The sequence below is a fragment of the Asticcacaulis sp. AND118 genome (genome assembly GCF_020535245.1).
Classification (GTDB): domain Bacteria; phylum Pseudomonadota; class Alphaproteobacteria; order Caulobacterales; family Caulobacteraceae; genus Asticcacaulis.
The window spans coordinates 1386416-1401550 of sequence record NZ_CP084910.1; the positions used below are offsets into that span (position 1 = coordinate 1386416).

A 15135-nucleotide genomic window follows, 5' to 3' on the forward strand; every position below is an offset into this window, starting at 1 on the left:
GGTCAATTGCCTTCGGAGAGATTGACGGACGAGCCGCCGCCGTGGGCGTCGCCGGATTTGACAGCGTGCGCGGCAGCCTGAACGCCGTGCGTCATGGTCTGGGAGCGTTTCATGCGCTTCGCCCAGGCGGGTGGGCTTTCGGATGGAGAGGAGGAGCCTGACGCGGCTTCCGGGGCATCGCCGCCCACGGTGCCCGCCGTCGATGACCCGCCGCTGGCCTCGAAGGCGGCGCGGGCACCGGACTGGTAGCTGGATTTCAGGCTATCGGACGCGCGGCCTACGGCCTTTTTCAGAGGCGAAACGGCAGCCTTGGCTCCCGTCGATGCGACATTGCCAAGACCGGACGCAACTGCGGATGCACCAGTCTCACCGGCTGCACCGAGGCTGTACGCGGTTGAAGCGCCACCGGCCAGCGCTGCGCCGCCACGTGCGGCTGCCGCGGCCCCGCCAAGGAGGGAGGCGCCGCCGGAGGCGACGGCGCCGACCGTTGCCGCACCTGCTGCAACCATGCCGCCCGCAGCGAGACCAGTGCCGATGGCGGCGCCCGCGCCAAGCTGTGGTCCGCCAGACACGAGGCCGCTGGCAATACCTGGACCGAAAATGCCAAGACCGAGCAGAGACAGCGCCGCAAGAACGATGGCCATGGCTTCGTCTATGGTCGGTGTTGCGCCGCCGAAACCGGCCGTGAACTCTGAAAACAGCGTCGAGCCGATGCCGATGATGACGGCCAGCACCAATACCTTGATGCCGGAGGAGATAACGTTGCCGAGGACGCGCTCGGCCATGAAGGCGGATTTGCCGAAGAGGCCGAAGGGGATCAGCACAAAACCCGCAAGCGTCGTCAGCTTGAACTCGATCAGCGTCACGAAGAGCTGGATGGCGAGCACGAAGAAGGCAAGCAGCACCAGCGCCCAGGCGAACAACATGCAGGCGATCTGGATGAAATTTTCGAAGAAGGCCCAATAGCCCATCAGGTTCGAGATGGAATCGAGGAGGGGGCGACCTGCATCGAGGCCGGTCTGCGCCACCTTGCCGGGGCGCAGAAGATCGCTCACGGTAAAGCCGGTGCCGGAGGCCTTCAGGCCGAGACCGGCGAAGCTTTCGAAGACGATACGGGCAAGGTTGTTCCAGTTGCCGATGATATAGGCGAAGACACCGACGAAGAGCGTCTTCTTGACGAGGCGGGCAATGATGTCCTCGTCGGTGCCCCACGACCAGAAGAGGGCCGCCAGCGTGACGTCGATGACGATCAGGGTGGTGGCGATGAAGGCCACCTCGGGGCGGAGCAGTCCAAAACCGCCGTCGATATAGCGGGTGAAAACCTCGAGAAAATGGTCGATGACGCCGGTATTGCCCATGGTCAGCGCGCTCCATTTTCAGGAGAAGACGGCTGCGGGCCTGGAGCGGACGAGGCGGGTTGGCCGAGGAAGCGGCGGCGGTTCTCTGCCCATGCCTTCAGGCAAGCCGGATCGCGGCTTCCGGCTTCGCCAATCCCGCTGCACCGGGCAAGTTCCGCATCGAGCGGGTCCGGCCTTGGGGTGGAGGGTGGAAAGGTCGCAGAGGCATCTTGAGACACATCGCGACGGTTCATCTCGATCGCTGTCGCGATGATGGCGACGGCGACAAAAATTACGGCCGCTAGACGCGCGAGGGTCTTGCCGTCCATGGCGTCACCCTCAATTGCCGTAGAACATCTGGGCGCTACCAGCCTGATAACCGGAGCCCGGCGTCAGGAAGCGGCGGCGTTGTTCGCGCCCCTGTTCGGCTGCGGCGGCTTGTTCGGCCGATTGCAACGCTTGTGCCCGCCCATTGGCGGCAACGACCGCCGTGAGATCGCTCAATTGCTGGGCTTGAAGGGCGAGGAGTTGGTTTCCGGCCTGAGTCGCTTGCAAGGCGCCAGTGGCGGACTGGCTGGCGCCAACAAGGGATGACATTTCGGTGCGGTTGGTGTCGATATTGCCAACGACAGTGGCCTGCACGCGCATGGCGTCCTGAAGGCCGCCAACCGTGTTCTGCCAACGGGTCTTGGCGTCGGCGACGAGTTGCGCATCGGAGGCAGACATGGAGACATTGCCGTATTGGGTCTGGAAAGCCTGATCGATCGCTTGCACATTGTAAGCGATGTTCTGGGCCTGGCTTAGAAGCTGCTGGGTGCGGCTCACCGATTGCTGGAGCTGTTGCAGCGACGAGTATGGCAGGCTTGCCAGATTGCGTGCCTGATTGATCAGCATCTGAGCCTCGTTCTGGAGCGAGGTAATCTGATTGTTGATCTGCTGGAGCGCGCGCGTCGCGGAAAGCAGGTTCTGCGCATAATTGGTCGGATCGTAGACGATCCATTGCGCGGACGCCGGTGTCGTCAGCAATGGTGATGCTGAAAGCGGCATGGCAAGGGCGGCAGCGATCATCACCGCGCGGGTGCGGCCCGTGAAATGACGAAGCGTCATGGCAGTGTCTCCAGGTTGGTGAGGTTTGGGATGAGGTCGGCAGCCCAATCGACGCCACGATGGCGCAGCCAGGCGTCGAGGAAACCGTCCGCGCCATGCTCGGCGACAATCGCGGCGATGGCGGTTTGATCGGTCTTCGATGACGCTGCACAGAGCGCCAGCGCCACGTCCGACAGACCCAGCTCAAACAGCCGGTTGCCACGCCGCGACTGGCAGTAGTAGTCGCGCTTTGGCATGGCGCGTGCGAGGATCTCGATCTGGCGGTCGTTGAGGCCGAAGCGGCGGTAGATGGCGGTGATCTGCGGCTCGATGGCGCGTTCGTTCGGAAGCAGCAACCTGGTCTGGCAGCTTTCGATGATTGCCGGTGCGATGGCCGAACCATCGATGTCGGATAAGGATTGCGTGGCGAAGATGACGCTGGCGTTCTTCTTCCTGAGCGTCTTCAGCCATTCGCGGAGCTGGCTGGCGAAGCCCTCGTCGTCGAGCGCCAGCCAGCCTTCATCGACGATGATGAGTGTCGGCGAACCGTCGAGCCGGTCTTCAATCCGATGGAACAGATAAGCGAGCACGGCGGGCGCGGCTTCAGTGCCGATCAGCCCCTCGGTCTCGAAGGCTTGGCAACTGGCGGTGCCGATATGTTCGATTTCGGCATCGAGCAACCGGCCCCAGGCCCCGCCGATACAATAGGGGCGGAGCGCCTGCTTCAGGTCATTGGATTGCAACAGGACGCAGAGGCCGGTGATGGTGCGTTCCTCCACCGGCGCGGAGGCCAGTGAGGTCAGCGCTGTCCAGAGATGTTCTTTCACCTCCGGCGTGATGGCGACGCTTTCACGGGCGAGGATCGCGCCGATCCAGTCGGCCGCCCATGCACGCTCGGCGGCGTCATCGACGCGCGAGAGTGGTTGTAGCGATACGCTGTCGGCGCTGCCCTCGGTTAGACTGCCGCCAAGATCGTGCCAGTCGCCGCGCATGGCGAGCGCAGCTGCACGGATAGAGCCGCCGAAATCGAAGGCGAAGACTTGTGACCGCCGGTAACGCCGGAACTGCATTGCCATCAGGGCCAGCAGGACGGATTTGCCGGCGCCGGTCGGGCCGACGATCAGCGTATGGCCGACGTCGCCGACATGGAGGGAAAACCGAAACGGGGTCGAGCCTTCGGTCTTGCCGAACAGCAATGGGGGCGCTGCAAAATGCTCGTCCCGTTCCGGCCCCGCCCACACGGCACTAAGGGGGATCATGTGGGCGAGGTTCAATGTGCTGATCGGAGGCTGCCGCACATTGGCATAGACATGGCCTGGCAAGGAGCCGAGCCAGGCATCCACCGCATTGATGGTCTCAGGCATAGCCGTAAAGTCGCGGCCCTGGATGACCTTCTCGACCAGGCGCAGTTTCTCGTCGGCAATACGCGGATCGGCATCCCAGACCGTCACGGTGGCGGTAACATAGGCGATACCGGCATAGTCAGCGCCGAGTTCCTGAAGCGCGAGATCGGCATCCGCCGCCTTGTTCGAGGCGTCGGTATCGACCAGTACAGATTGTTCGTTGGTCATCACCTCCTTCAGGATCGCGGCAATCGACTTGCGCTTGGCGAACCACTGGCGGCGGATTTTGGTCAGCAGTTTCACCGCATCGGTCTTGTCGAGCAGGATGGCGCGTGTGGACCAGCGATAGGGAAAGGCGAGCCGGTTCAACTCGTCGAGTACGCCGGGCGTGGTTGCGGTCGGAAAGCCGGTGATGGTGAGGACGCGCAGATGCGACGTACCCAGGCGCGGCTCCAGCCCGCCGGTGAGCGGCTGATCGGCGAGCAGCGCGTCGAGATAGATCGGCGTCTCCGGCACGCGGACGCGATGGCGGTGCGTGGAGACGCAGCCATGCAAATAGGTCAGCGTTTCGCCGTCATCGAGCCAGCGGCATTCGGGCATGAAAGCTTCGATCAGGCGCAGCAGCCGGTCGGTGCGGTCGGCGAAGCCCGACATCACCTCGTGCGGATCGATGCCGGTTTTCTCGCGGCCCTCGTAAAGCCATGTCTCGGTGCGTGCGGCGTCCTCGGCTGGCGGCAGATAGGTGAAGGTCAGGAAATAGCTGGACTCGAAGTGGCTGCCTGCTTCCTCGAAATCGGCCTTGCGCTCGGCATCGACCAGAGCAGATGCGGGATCTGGAAAGCGGCTGTCGGGATAGCTGTTCGACGGATGGCGCTGCGCCTCGACGAAGATCGCCCAGCCCGAGCCGAGACGGCGGAAGGCGTTGTTCAACCGGCTCGCCACGGCAACCAGTTCAGCGGGTACGGCCGAATCCAGATCGGGACCACGAAACCGCGCCGTGCGCTGAAAACTGCCGTCCTTGTTGAGGACGATGCCCTGGCCAACCAGCGCCACCCAGGGCAGGAAGTCAGCGAGGCGGGCGTTTTTGTTGCGGTATTCGACGAGGTTCATCATGGTGGCGCTCTCCTCAAACTGTCAGGTGCGCCGGGATGCGCAGATGGCGGCGACCGACCTCGACGAACAGCGGGTCGCGCTTTGCTGCCCACGCCGCCGCGAAATGCCCGATTGCCCAGATGAGGATGCCGACCAGCCAGAGGCGCAGGCCGAGGCCCACCGCGCCGGCGAGCGTGCCGTTCAGAATCGCGATGGCGCGTGGCGCGCCGCCGAGCAGGATCGGCTCGCTGAGCGCACGGTGGACAGGCACGGTGAAGCCTGGAACCTCGTCACCAGCTGTTATCATCAGACCAGCGCTCCGCCGCCGAACGAGAAGAAGGACAGGAAGAAGCTCGAAGCCGCGAAAGCGATCGACAGGCCAAACACGATCTGAATGAGACGACGGAACCCGCCTGACGTGTCGCCGAAGGCCAGCGTCAGGCCCGTGGTGATAATGATGATGACGGCGATGATCTTGGCGACCGGTCCTTCGATCGATTGCAGGATCTGTTGCAGCGGCTGCTCCCATGGCATGGATGAGCCGGAGGCGTAAGCGGGCGCGGCCATTACCACAGAGAGTGCGGCGACCGAAACGGTCATGGCGAGGCGCTGGCGCGGCAGGCGCAGGCCCACGGGGCGGGAAGGCTGAACAACAGGAATCATTAGGAGGCTCCTTCTTCTGGCTGGTGGAAAATCGTGGCGGAGACGATGCGGTAGTCGCCGTCCGGGCCGAGGCCCTCGACGCGGGCGAGTTCGGTGAGTCGGCGCGCGGACCCGCGACCGGAGAGCACGGCGACGAGATCAATCGTTTCGACGATCAGCGCGCGTGGGACAGTGACGACGGCTTCCTGGATGAGCTGTTCCATCCGCCGTAGCGCACCGATGGCAGAACCGGCGTGGATTGTGCCTACCCCGCCGGGATGGCCAGTGCCCCAAGCCTTCAAGAGGTCGAGGGCTTCGGCTCCGCGCACTTCACCGACCGGAATGCGATCAGGTCGCAGACGGAGCGAGGAACGGACGAGGTCAGAGAGCGAAGCGACGCCATCCTTGGTACGCATGGCGACGAGGTTGGGAGCAGCGCATTGCAGTTCGCGTGTGTCTTCGATGATGACCACGCGATCGGAGGTCTTGGCGACTTCCGCCAGCAGAGCGTTGGTCAGTGTCGTCTTGCCGGTCGAGGTGCCACCGGCGACGAGGATGTTGGCGCGAGAGGCCACGCCTTCGCGTAGCGTCTCTGCTTGTGCCGCCGACATAATCCCGGCCGCGACGTAGTCTTCGAGCGTGAACACAGCGACGGCGGGCTTGCGGATGGCGAAGGCAGGGGCTGCGACCACGGGCGGCAACAATCCCTCGAACCGTTCGCCTGTCTCGGGCAGTTCGGCCGAAACGCGCGGGGCGCCGGAATGGACCTCGGCGCCGACATGGTGCGCGACCAGGCGGACGATGCGCTCCCCATCGGCGGGCGACAGGCGTTCCCCCGTATCTGATAACCCTTCAGAGAGTCGGTCGATCCAGATGCGTCCATCAGGGTTCAGCATCACCTCGACGACTGAGCCATCTTCCAGAAACCGGGCGATGGCTGAGCCAAGCGCCGTGCGCAGCATCCGTGCGCCGCGCGCGAGGCCTTCCGAATTGTGATGTGAAGCGGCCATCCGATCCCCATTTCTGCCGCGAGCGAACAAACGCTTTCGGCACGGGGATGATTAAGAGAGCCAGATTTTGGGCGGGCTCAACAGATTTTCGTCGTCGTAGGGATGTGGCGTGCAAATACAGGAGAACGGCGGGCCTGCTTGCCCCTTGTTTTCGGGAGGCGCCTCGTCAAGGATGGGCTATGGTCGCCTTCGTCTATCTTGTCATCGCTACCGAGAGCCTTGCGAAGGCCGTACGTACATAAATGTGCCCGATATAAACTTCATAAAGGCGTTTTGTGACGTCCATAGCGGTCATTCATTGAAAATTCGAAGATTATGTGTTATGTGCCTTTTATATCAGGCATGAAGGATATTCATGGCCGGCATAAGAGGCAATATTGATGGTTTCCACCATTCGAACCTATTCGCGTGCAACGCAGGAAGCGCTCGTCCTTATGGGCGGGCATATCAAGCTTGCCCGTAAACAGCGCAAGATGTCGGAAGCCGATCTTGCGGAGCGCATCGGGATTGCCCGCAGCACCTTGCAGATGATCGAGAAGGGAAGCGCCAAGGCGGAAATCGGACTGGTGTTCGAGGCGGCTCATCTGGTTGGCGTGCCGTTGTTTGTCAGTGAGCCATCGGCCCTTGCCACCCAGATTGCCCGCGTCGAGGACAAGCTGGCGCTGCTGCCTCAGTCGATCCGCCGTCCGCGCACGGAGGTGAAGGATGACTTCTGAGCGGAAGACAGGCGATCGGCAGAGTTCAAGAGCGCTGCCACGTGAGGCTTATGTGTGGATCTGGTTGCCCGGAAGCACGGAACCTGTCGTCGCCGGACGTCTTGCCCGCGACGGAGACCTTCATGTCTTCAACTACGGCCGATCCTATCTGGAACGTCCCGACGCCATGCCGATCTATCTGCCGGAATTGCCGTTGCAGCGCGGCGCGCTTGTTCCACAGGCACCGCTAGACATGGCCGGCGCCTTGCGCGATGGATCGCCCGATGCATGGGGGCGACGGGTCATCATCAATCGACTGACGGGTCTGAAGGGCGTTGACGCACAAGCGGTCGAATTCGATGAATTGACCTACATGCTGAATTCTGGCTCCGACCGCATCGGTGCCCTGGATTTTCAGGCGTCGCCGGATCGTTATGAGCCACGCGAAGCTGAAAATTCAACGCTTGAGGAGTTGCTGGAAGCGGCCGAGCGCGTTGACCGGGGCGAGCCTATTCCGCCAGCCCTCGACAGGGCATTGTTTCATGGCAGTTCCATCGGCGGTGCCCGGCCAAAGGCATTGATTGCCAATGGCAACGAGAAGTTCATCGCCAAATTTTCCGCGACGAATGACACCTATGCCATCGTCAAGGCGGAATATGTGGCGATGCGGCTGGCCGATGTGGCAGCCGGGCTCAACGTCGCCCCCGTCAGGCTGGTCAAGGCCAATGGCAAGGACGTGCTGCTGGTCAAGCGCTTCGACCGCACACGCACAGACAAGGGCTGGGCGCGGCGCGCGATGGTCTCGGCACTAACCATGTTCGGCTTGTCCGAAATGCAGGCACGATATGCCAGCTATCGCGATCTTGCCGAGATCATCCGTGCGCGTTTTACCGAGCCGAAGGAAACGCTGAGGGAGTTGTTTGGGCGTATGGTGTTCAATGTGCTCTCGGGCAACACCGACGACCATGCCCGCAATCACGCGGCCTTCTGGGGTGGCGGGTCCCTGTCGCTTACGCCTGCCTACGACATCTGCCCCCAGCCGCGCACCGGTCGCGAGGCCAATCAGGCCATGCTGATCGGGGAGGAGGATCGGCGCAGCCGCCTGGAAACCTGCCGTGCCGCAGCATCCGCCTTCCTGTTGGGTGCCGCGGACGCCGATGAAATCATAGACGCACAGATCGAAGGTATCCGGGCAGCTTGGGGCGACATTTGCGATGAAGCGGAACTCAGCGCTGTCGACCGGGCGTTTCTTTGGGAACGGCAATTCCTAAATCAATATGCATTTGACGAATAGAGATTGAAGGTCTTTCGTTCGCGCAATCGTTAAAGTTGATCATGTTTGGCCGAATGATCCGACACGTCCATATCCTCCGAGATCTCCTGCCGGAGCTGCGGCCCCTTGGCGAGCCGCCGTCCGAGTGCGGTGACAAACGCCTCGTAACGTTCGCCGGTCTTGACTCGGGCGGCCTGCGCAGCGGGTTCGGGCAGGGCCGGGGTCGTCGACAACCAGAAGCGCACGAACACCGCCAGGGTCTCGACCGAAATCCCGACATCGCGCTCGAGGCGTGTGATGCGACGATCGATCTGATCGAGGCGCTTGGTGAAGGCTGCTTCCTGTCGCTCGGCTGCATCCGGTGAGAGGAAGGATTCGATCGCGGCTTCGGCGATGAGCGACCTCGACTGGTCACGTCGGGCGGCATGTTCGACGAGACGTTTCATGACAGCGGGTTCGAGATAGACGGAGAGCCGTTGCTTGCGGGGTGATTTCGTCATGTGCACCTCACAGGTCCATGCCGTCGTCGGGATCGAGCGAGACCTGCCGTGCCACGCTCTGCATGATACGGGACAGGCGGCTATTGCGGACGGCGTCTTCATCCGTCTCGTCCGGCAGGTCGATCTCGAATTCATTGTTGATTGGGGCTTTCTTTTCGATCGGTGCGACACGGTTGAGTTCCGGCTGATGCCGACGCTCGGATTCGGTCGGATCTTCGTCACCCTGATCGCCACCAGCCAGGAGAGACGCGGAAGCTTCCGGCTTGGCAGGCACCGGTAAGCCGGTCCAGTCGTCGGGCCGCCCTACGTCGGAAGCGGCAAGCTTTGGCGGGGGCAGCAGGCGCTCTTTGAAACGGGCATCCTCGTAATAGCGAGCCTTTTTCGCGCGGATCGGCGCAAGGCCCGCCGCCATGACGATCTCGTCGGTCGGCGGCAGTTGCATGATTTCGCCAGGGGTCAGGAGGGGCCGCGCCGTCTCGGAGCGCGAAACCATCAAATGCCCGAGCCAGGGCGAGAGCCGGTGCCCGGCATAGTTCTTCATCGCCTTCATCTCGGTCGCGGTGCCGAGCGCGTCGGAAACGCGCTTGGCGGTTCGCTCGTCATTGGTGGCGAAGCTGACACGGACATGGCAGTTGTCGAGGATCGAATTATTCGCGCCGTAGGCCTTTTCGATCTGGTTCAGCGACTGGGCGATCAGGAAGCTCTTGAGGCCATAGCCCGCCATGAAGGCGAGCGCGCTCTCGAAGAAATCGAGCCGCCCCAGCGCCGGAAACTCGTCGAGCATCAGGAGAAGGCGATGTCGTCCGGCCTTGGCCTGCAAATCCTCGGTCAGACGGCGCCCAACCTGGTTGAGGATCAGGCGAATGAGCGGCTTTGTCCGGGCGATGTCGGATGGCGGCACGACAAGATAGAGGGTTGCCGGATGTTTTGCGGCGACCAGGTCCATGATCCGCCAGTCGCAGCGGCGGGTGACTTCAGCAACGACCGGATCGCGGTAAAGCCCGAGAAACGACATGGCGGTGGAGAGCACGCCCGAGCGTTCGTTGTCGGATTTGTTGAGGAGTTCACGCGCCGCGCTGGCAATGACGGGATGCGGTCCGGCTTCACCCAGATGCGCGGTTTTCATCATGGCGGCGAGCGTCGACTCGATCGGGCGGCGGGGATCGGAGAGAAAAGCAGCGACACCCGCCAGTGTCTTGTCAGGCTCGGCATAGAGGACATGCAGGATGGCCCCGACCAGCAGGGCGTGACTGGTCTTTTCCCAATGGTTGCGCTTTTCAAGGGAGCCTTCGGGGTCAACAAGGATGTCGGCGATATTCTGAACGTCACGGACTTCCCACTCGCCGCGGCGCACCTCGAGCAGGGGATTATAGGGTGAGGATTTGGTGTTGGTCGGATCGAAGAGCAGAACGCGGCCATGCCGGGCGCGGAAGCCGGCTGTGAGCTGCCAGTTTTCGCCCTTGATGTCATGAACGATGGCGGAGCCGGGCCAGGTTAGAAGCGAAGGCACGACGAGACCGACACCCTTGCCGGATCGAGTCGGTGCAAAACAAAGGATGTGTTCGGGGCCGTCGTGGCGCAGATAGTGCTCGTCATAGCGGCCGAGCACGACGCCATCGTGCCCCAGAAGACCTGCCGCCTTCACCTCTTCGGGTTCAGCCCAGCGGGCGGAGCCATAGGTTTCGACCTTCTTGGCCTCGCGCGCCCGCCAAACCGACATGCCGATGGCGGCGGCTGCAGCGATCAGACCACCGGATGCGGCGATGTAGGCGCCTTCCACAAAGATCGGCGGTGCATAAGCGTCATAGGCGTACCACCACCAGAAGAAGGCGGGCGGCAGGTAAACGGGAAAACCGAAGAGCCGGAACCAGGGTTCGCCGAGTTCTGGTTGGAAGGCCAGCCGCCACGCCACCCATTCGGTCGCGCCCCAAATGCAGAGCAGAACAATCGAAAGAACGGTGAGGATCTGGCCCCAGAGAATTTTGGTCGCGGACATTGGTTTCGTCTCTCGTCAGAAGTTCAAAGGCCAATCCCGCGTTTGCGGGCAAAGCTCCAGTCGACACCGCCATCGGCGCGCGCGATCCCGGAGACATGGCGGTCGAGATGCTTTTCGAGCGAGGGTGTCCAAGGCACGAGCTGGAAGCCGAGGCCATCATCGATCATGGCGAAGCGGCCGGAGGCGAGCGTCAGCCGACGGCGATAATCGCCGGTCACATAGTCGCCAGTCCCTGAAGCTTTGAACGGTCGGCCGGTCTCGGCCGCGAGGGCCCGACCTGCCTGTTCCAGTTCCTGGTTTCGCAGGGTCTCGATCAGGCCGCGCGGAAACATCATCTGGCTGTCACGACGCTCGGCAATGCCCTGCGCGACAAGGTGATCGGCACGGGCATGCAGGGCCTGACGCACCTCCGCGCCGAACCCGCCGTCAGAAAGTGCGTGCGGATCACGGGCGATGTTCTGGCGATCCAGCCAGGTCGCGCCGGACGCGGTTATTTGTCGATCGAGGTCGTAGTCCGAGCGCACCGCGAGCGCTGCGCGGCGCTGGCCGTTGGCGTCATCGAATTTGCGCAGTTCGACGATGGAACCGGGCGTGCTGTCACCAGCAGCGTCTAGGTTCGAAAGCTTGATGTGATGGGTGCGTCCGTCAACACCATCGACCACGGCATAGGCGGTGCCCTTCAGCTCGTCGTCGAGGCCGCGGGCGACGAGCCGCCCAACGATGGTATCATCAAGACTTTCACCGGCGAGGACGAAGCTTGCTGATCCGCGTTCGATGCCGCGATCGGTCAGCGCACGTTGCATGCGCTTGATGATGTCGCCGCGCTCACCAAGCGCGCGCAGTGTGGCTTCTGCCTTGTCGTCAATGATCCATTGGCCGGCACCGACCTCATGGGCGAGGCCGAGGGCTTCGAGTTTGCGCAGCCGCCCGATCTTTTGGGGGTGGAATTCGTCGGGCCGCTCGGCACTGGCGGGCGCCATATCGATGATGCCATGGGCGTCACGATCACCGGCCAGCTGGCGATCGAGCTGGGTCCAATGCTCGGCATCGATTTGGGCGGTCAGGCTGCGGCGGATGTCGAGGTCTGTGCGCGGCCCCAGCTCCTGGGTGACGAGGTCGGCTGCGCGTGCGCGCATACCGTCCTTGATGTAGTCGCGGGCAATAACAAGGTCCTGGCCATCGTAGGCGCGGCCGCGCAGGATGACATGCACATGCGGATTGTCGGTGTTCCAGTGATCGACGGCGGCCCAGTCCAGCTTGGTGCCGAGATCCTTTTCCATCTGGCCCATCAGGTCGCGGGTGAAGGATCGCAGATCGGCCATGTCCGTCGCGTCCTCCGGCGAGACGATGAAGCGGAAATGATGACGGTCGCCGTCCGCTTGCTCGGCAACGGCCTGTCCATCCACTTCCGTCTCGCCCGGACCGAAGAGATGCGCCTTTTCCCCGTCTCGGGTCACACCATCGCGGCGCAGATAATTAAGGTGGGTGGTGAGCGGTGTTGCGCGGGCGCTGTGGCGAACCACACGGGTCTTGATGACAACGACGCGGGAACGGCCGTTCAGAAGGTTGTTGGCGCGCACGCTCGCCGTCCGGCCCCGCCCAAAAGTCGAGCGGGTGCCGGAGCTGATGCGGCCAGAGCGGGACACATGGCCGCCAGCCTTCTGGGCCGCTGCCAGAGCCTGAGCAATGAAGGGCCGTGTGGCTTGCGTGCCGGAACTGCGCACGCGGCCAGGACGGATACGGAAGTCCTCGTCGCCACTCATGGCAAAACTCCAGCACATCGCGACAAGGCGTTGATTTTGCGAAAGGAATGGCAGTTCTGCGAGGTGCTGCACTTCATCGCGCCTCGCAAAAGTAATCCATAACCCATTGAAAACAAACGACCGACCAAGCCCGCACCTCGCGGCCTTTTATCTCGCCATCCTTCGGTCGTGTTACCAGGCCTCGACCTCTGCGCACGCTTCTCCACACCGGTGTCCGCTATCGTGCGATCAGGAACCCGAGTACTCATGGTGTGCTTCCTGTACTGGCGCGGGCGACAAACAGGCCATCAGACTGCGGCTCGATGGCGGAGACATCGCGTACATCCGTTGTCGCCTGGGCCTGCGAAGACGGGCGCTTTTCCGGTATGGGAATGGCGGTCTGGCGGGTGACGTTCTGCGCGATGAACAGCGGCGCCTGTGTCCAGGAGACGGCATTCGAGGGGGCCGCCAAGGTGCTGTCCGATGATCCACTGGCATCGACCGATTGCGCCACTAGTGCGACATAGGCGCGGGTTTCGCTGGGCAGCGTTCGGCCCTTGAGAGAGGCTTCATAACGTCCGGGGCCAGCATTATAGGCGGCGATCCAGCCGGGCGAGCCGTAACGGTCGAACAGTTCCCGGATATAGGCTGTGCCTGCGATAATGTTGTCATGCGGATCGTAAGGATCTGCGCCCAACCGATGCCGCGCGCGCAAGTCTTCCCAAGTCGCAGGCATGATCTGCATCAGGCCCATGGCGCCCTTGGGCGAGAGCGCTCGGCGGTCGCCCGCGCTTTCCGCCGTCATCACTGCGCGTATCCAGCGCGGGGGAAGCTCAAACCGGGCAGCGGCCTCGGCAATATGATCGGCATAGGCACCGCCGGGCGATTGGGCAACCGGCGTCGGCGGTTCGGCAAACGCAACGCGCGGCAGCGGGCTCAGAAGAACAAGGCCGGAAAAGAAAAGAGTGAGCATACGCATGGTTTCAGTCCCGACCTTCGCGCTTTTGTGGGCGGTTCCAATGCAGCGACCAGGCGTGACCGGCGTCATCGTCGCGGAAGAGGTTGGCCCGTATCGGCTGCGTCAGCAACGGGTCATCGAGAGCCAAGGCGATGAACTCACCCGCGCGTTCGCCGGTACGCTTCCATCCGGCTCCGGCCTCCGGGCCGTCCTCGGTATCGAGGTGGACACGGTAGTCCGGTGCGCCTTCCGTGTCGGATGGAGAAATGGCGACGATCACCAGTTCGGCGCTCAGCATGAGCGTGCGGATGTGGCCGGAAAATCCAGATGGGTTGCGCGTAAACTGTCCGATCTGTGTCATGGAAATCTCCTTGGAATGGTGGAAGAAGACGGCAACGCGGGCGCTCAAGGCGCTGTTGCGCGCCAGATGAAGCGGCCCGTTCCGGTAGGATCGGTGTAGAGAGGTTGCGTCTTGCCGAGTACGTCAGTGACCGAGAGCGGGCCGAAATAGCGGCTGTCGAGGCTGTCGCGGGCGGCGGGGTTGAGCAGAAAAACCGCGTTCGGAGCGATCTGCTGGCAGCCCTGCCAGACCGGCAATTCACGACCGCGACTGTCGCGATCGAGTGCGGCAGCGGCGAAACGTCCGTCGACCATGATGTCGCGGCCGATCCGGCAGACCTGTTGCCCGGACAGGGCCGCGATATGTTTCAGGAGGGGGACGCCGCGACCGATATAGCCGCGCTCGACCATGAAATCTTCGAGCGCCTCGTCTGGTCTGACGACCACCAGATCGCCGACTTCGAGCTTGTCGACTGGGCCAACAGCATAGAGGCCGATGGGCGCACTGGCGGTGGCGTTCCAGAGCAGTTTCATCGGCATAGCGGAAAAGGTGGTGACGCCGAACCCTGCAAGGGCCGTGGCGGCCACCAGAAGATAAAGGACGCGCTTCATTGGCTGACCTCTTGCCGCTTGAGCCATGCCCGATGACGCGCGAGCGTGTAGGGGCGCGGCGGTTCGCCGGTCGCGAGGCGATTGTGGACATGACGCCAGTGATCGGGCGCGACCGCGGTCGGGTCGATCCGCAAGGCCTCGATGGCGTCGATGTGGCTCAGAACCCGCTCGACCTTCGGCCAGCTCGCCACGTGCAGCAGGATGTCGCCGCCGGGTGTCACGGAAGGTACGGTCTGGAACCCTTGGCCCGGTCGCACGGTGCGCACGACGTAAAGATGCGAACTCACGGTGCCGAACCTGTTCGCCGCCCAGCGGATGAGCGCGAAGACGCTCTCGGGCGCGAAGCTGACGCAGCGCCGGCGGCGGTCGATCAGCCGTTCGGAGGTCTCATGGCCGAAGCGTAGCCAATGTTCGATCTGCTTCTCGATCCACACCAACTCGACCTCGGTGAGTTCTGTGGTCTGTGCCGATGCTGGCGTAGCCTGGCCGATCGCTTGTCTTCCGGTCATC

General features: G+C 63.0%; 16 protein-coding genes. 2 read left to right on the plus strand and 14 right to left on the minus strand.

Translation table 11 applies throughout. The features are described from left to right. Positions 1 to 2: 2 nt before the first annotated feature. From trbL to trbB, 7 genes are all read right to left on the minus strand, one after another. A complete protein-coding gene (gene trbL, locus LH365_RS06670; RefSeq protein WP_226745386.1) occupies positions 3 to 1358 on the minus strand; it encodes a P-type conjugative transfer protein TrbL in 1356 nt (451 codons plus the stop codon). Between the two features lie 2 nt (positions 1359 to 1360). Next, positions 1361 to 1666 carry a putative entry exclusion protein TrbK-alt gene (gene trbK-alt, locus LH365_RS06675; RefSeq protein WP_226745387.1) on the minus strand — a complete coding sequence of 102 codons (306 nt, stop codon included), beginning with the start codon at positions 1664 to 1666 and terminating at the stop codon, positions 1361 to 1363. Between the two features lie 10 nt (positions 1667 to 1676). After that, positions 1677 to 2444: a P-type conjugative transfer protein TrbJ gene (gene trbJ / locus LH365_RS06680; protein WP_226745388.1), complete on the minus strand. Its 768-nt coding sequence runs from the start codon at positions 2442 to 2444 to the stop codon at positions 1677 to 1679. Next, entirely contained in the window at positions 2441 to 4879 is a 2439-nt protein-coding gene (trbE, locus tag LH365_RS06685; RefSeq protein ID WP_226745389.1) for a conjugal transfer protein TrbE, read from the minus strand. The genes trbJ and trbE overlap by 4 nt, the downstream gene beginning before the upstream one ends. Positions 4880 to 4892: 13 nt before the next feature. After that, a complete protein-coding gene (locus LH365_RS06690) occupies positions 4893 to 5165 on the minus strand; it encodes a VirB3 family type IV secretion system protein (protein ID WP_226745390.1) in 273 nt (90 codons plus the stop codon). Beyond that, complete coding sequence (locus tag LH365_RS06695; protein WP_112796505.1) at positions 5165 to 5458, minus strand: TrbC/VirB2 family protein; 294 nt, start codon at positions 5456 to 5458, stop codon at positions 5165 to 5167. Before LH365_RS06695 ends, LH365_RS06690 begins: the two co-directional genes overlap by 1 nt. Positions 5459 to 5520: 62 nt before the next feature. Beyond that, a complete protein-coding gene (gene trbB / locus LH365_RS06700) occupies positions 5521 to 6510 on the minus strand; it encodes a P-type conjugative transfer ATPase TrbB (RefSeq protein ID WP_226745391.1) in 990 nt (329 codons plus the stop codon). Between the two features lie 380 nt (positions 6511 to 6890). On the opposite strand from trbB, the gene LH365_RS06705 reads away from it, so the two are divergent. After that, entirely contained in the window at positions 6891 to 7226 is a 336-nt protein-coding gene (locus tag LH365_RS06705; RefSeq protein WP_226745392.1) for a helix-turn-helix transcriptional regulator, read from the plus strand. Positions 7227 to 7278: 52 nt separating this feature from the next. Continuing rightward, the gene (locus LH365_RS06710; protein WP_226745393.1) at positions 7279 to 8499 is read left to right on the plus strand and encodes a type II toxin-antitoxin system HipA family toxin; all 1221 of its coding nucleotides are present in this window, start codon (positions 7279 to 7281) and stop codon (positions 8497 to 8499) included. A 29-nt stretch (positions 8500 to 8528) separates the two neighbouring features. Here the strand turns inward: LH365_RS06710 and LH365_RS06715 are convergent, their stop codons facing one another. The 7 genes from LH365_RS06715 to LH365_RS06745 all read right to left on the minus strand — a co-directional run bounded on the left by LH365_RS06715 (position 8529) and on the right by LH365_RS06745 (position 15134). Continuing rightward, entirely contained in the window at positions 8529 to 8978 is a 450-nt protein-coding gene (locus LH365_RS06715; RefSeq protein WP_226745394.1) for a ribbon-helix-helix protein, CopG family, read from the minus strand. Positions 8979 to 8985: 7 nt separating this feature from the next. Next, positions 8986 to 10974 carry a conjugal transfer protein TraG gene (locus LH365_RS06720; RefSeq protein ID WP_226745395.1) on the minus strand — a complete coding sequence of 663 codons (1989 nt, stop codon included), beginning with the start codon at positions 10972 to 10974 and terminating at the stop codon, positions 8986 to 8988. A gap of 23 nt (positions 10975 to 10997) precedes the next feature. Further along, on the minus strand, positions 10998 to 12737 hold the full coding sequence (locus tag LH365_RS06725; protein WP_226745396.1) for a VirD2 family relaxase/mobilization nuclease: 1740 nt from the start codon (positions 12735 to 12737) through the stop codon (positions 10998 to 11000). Positions 12738 to 12981: 244 nt separating this feature from the next. Continuing rightward, entirely contained in the window at positions 12982 to 13695 is a 714-nt protein-coding gene (locus tag LH365_RS06730) for a lytic transglycosylase domain-containing protein (protein ID WP_226745397.1), read from the minus strand. A gap of 4 nt (positions 13696 to 13699) precedes the next feature. Next, positions 13700 to 14035, minus strand: a complete 336-nt coding sequence (locus tag LH365_RS06735) for a DUF736 domain-containing protein (protein WP_226745398.1) — start codon at positions 14033 to 14035, stop codon at positions 13700 to 13702. A gap of 44 nt (positions 14036 to 14079) precedes the next feature. After that, positions 14080 to 14625 carry a S26 family signal peptidase gene (locus LH365_RS06740; protein ID WP_226745399.1) on the minus strand — a complete coding sequence of 182 codons (546 nt, stop codon included), beginning with the start codon at positions 14623 to 14625 and terminating at the stop codon, positions 14080 to 14082. Then, positions 14622 to 15134: a DUF2840 domain-containing protein gene (locus LH365_RS06745; protein ID WP_226745455.1), complete on the minus strand. Its 513-nt coding sequence runs from the start codon at positions 15132 to 15134 to the stop codon at positions 14622 to 14624. Before LH365_RS06745 ends, LH365_RS06740 begins: the two co-directional genes overlap by 4 nt. Position 15135: the final 1 nt, after the last annotated feature.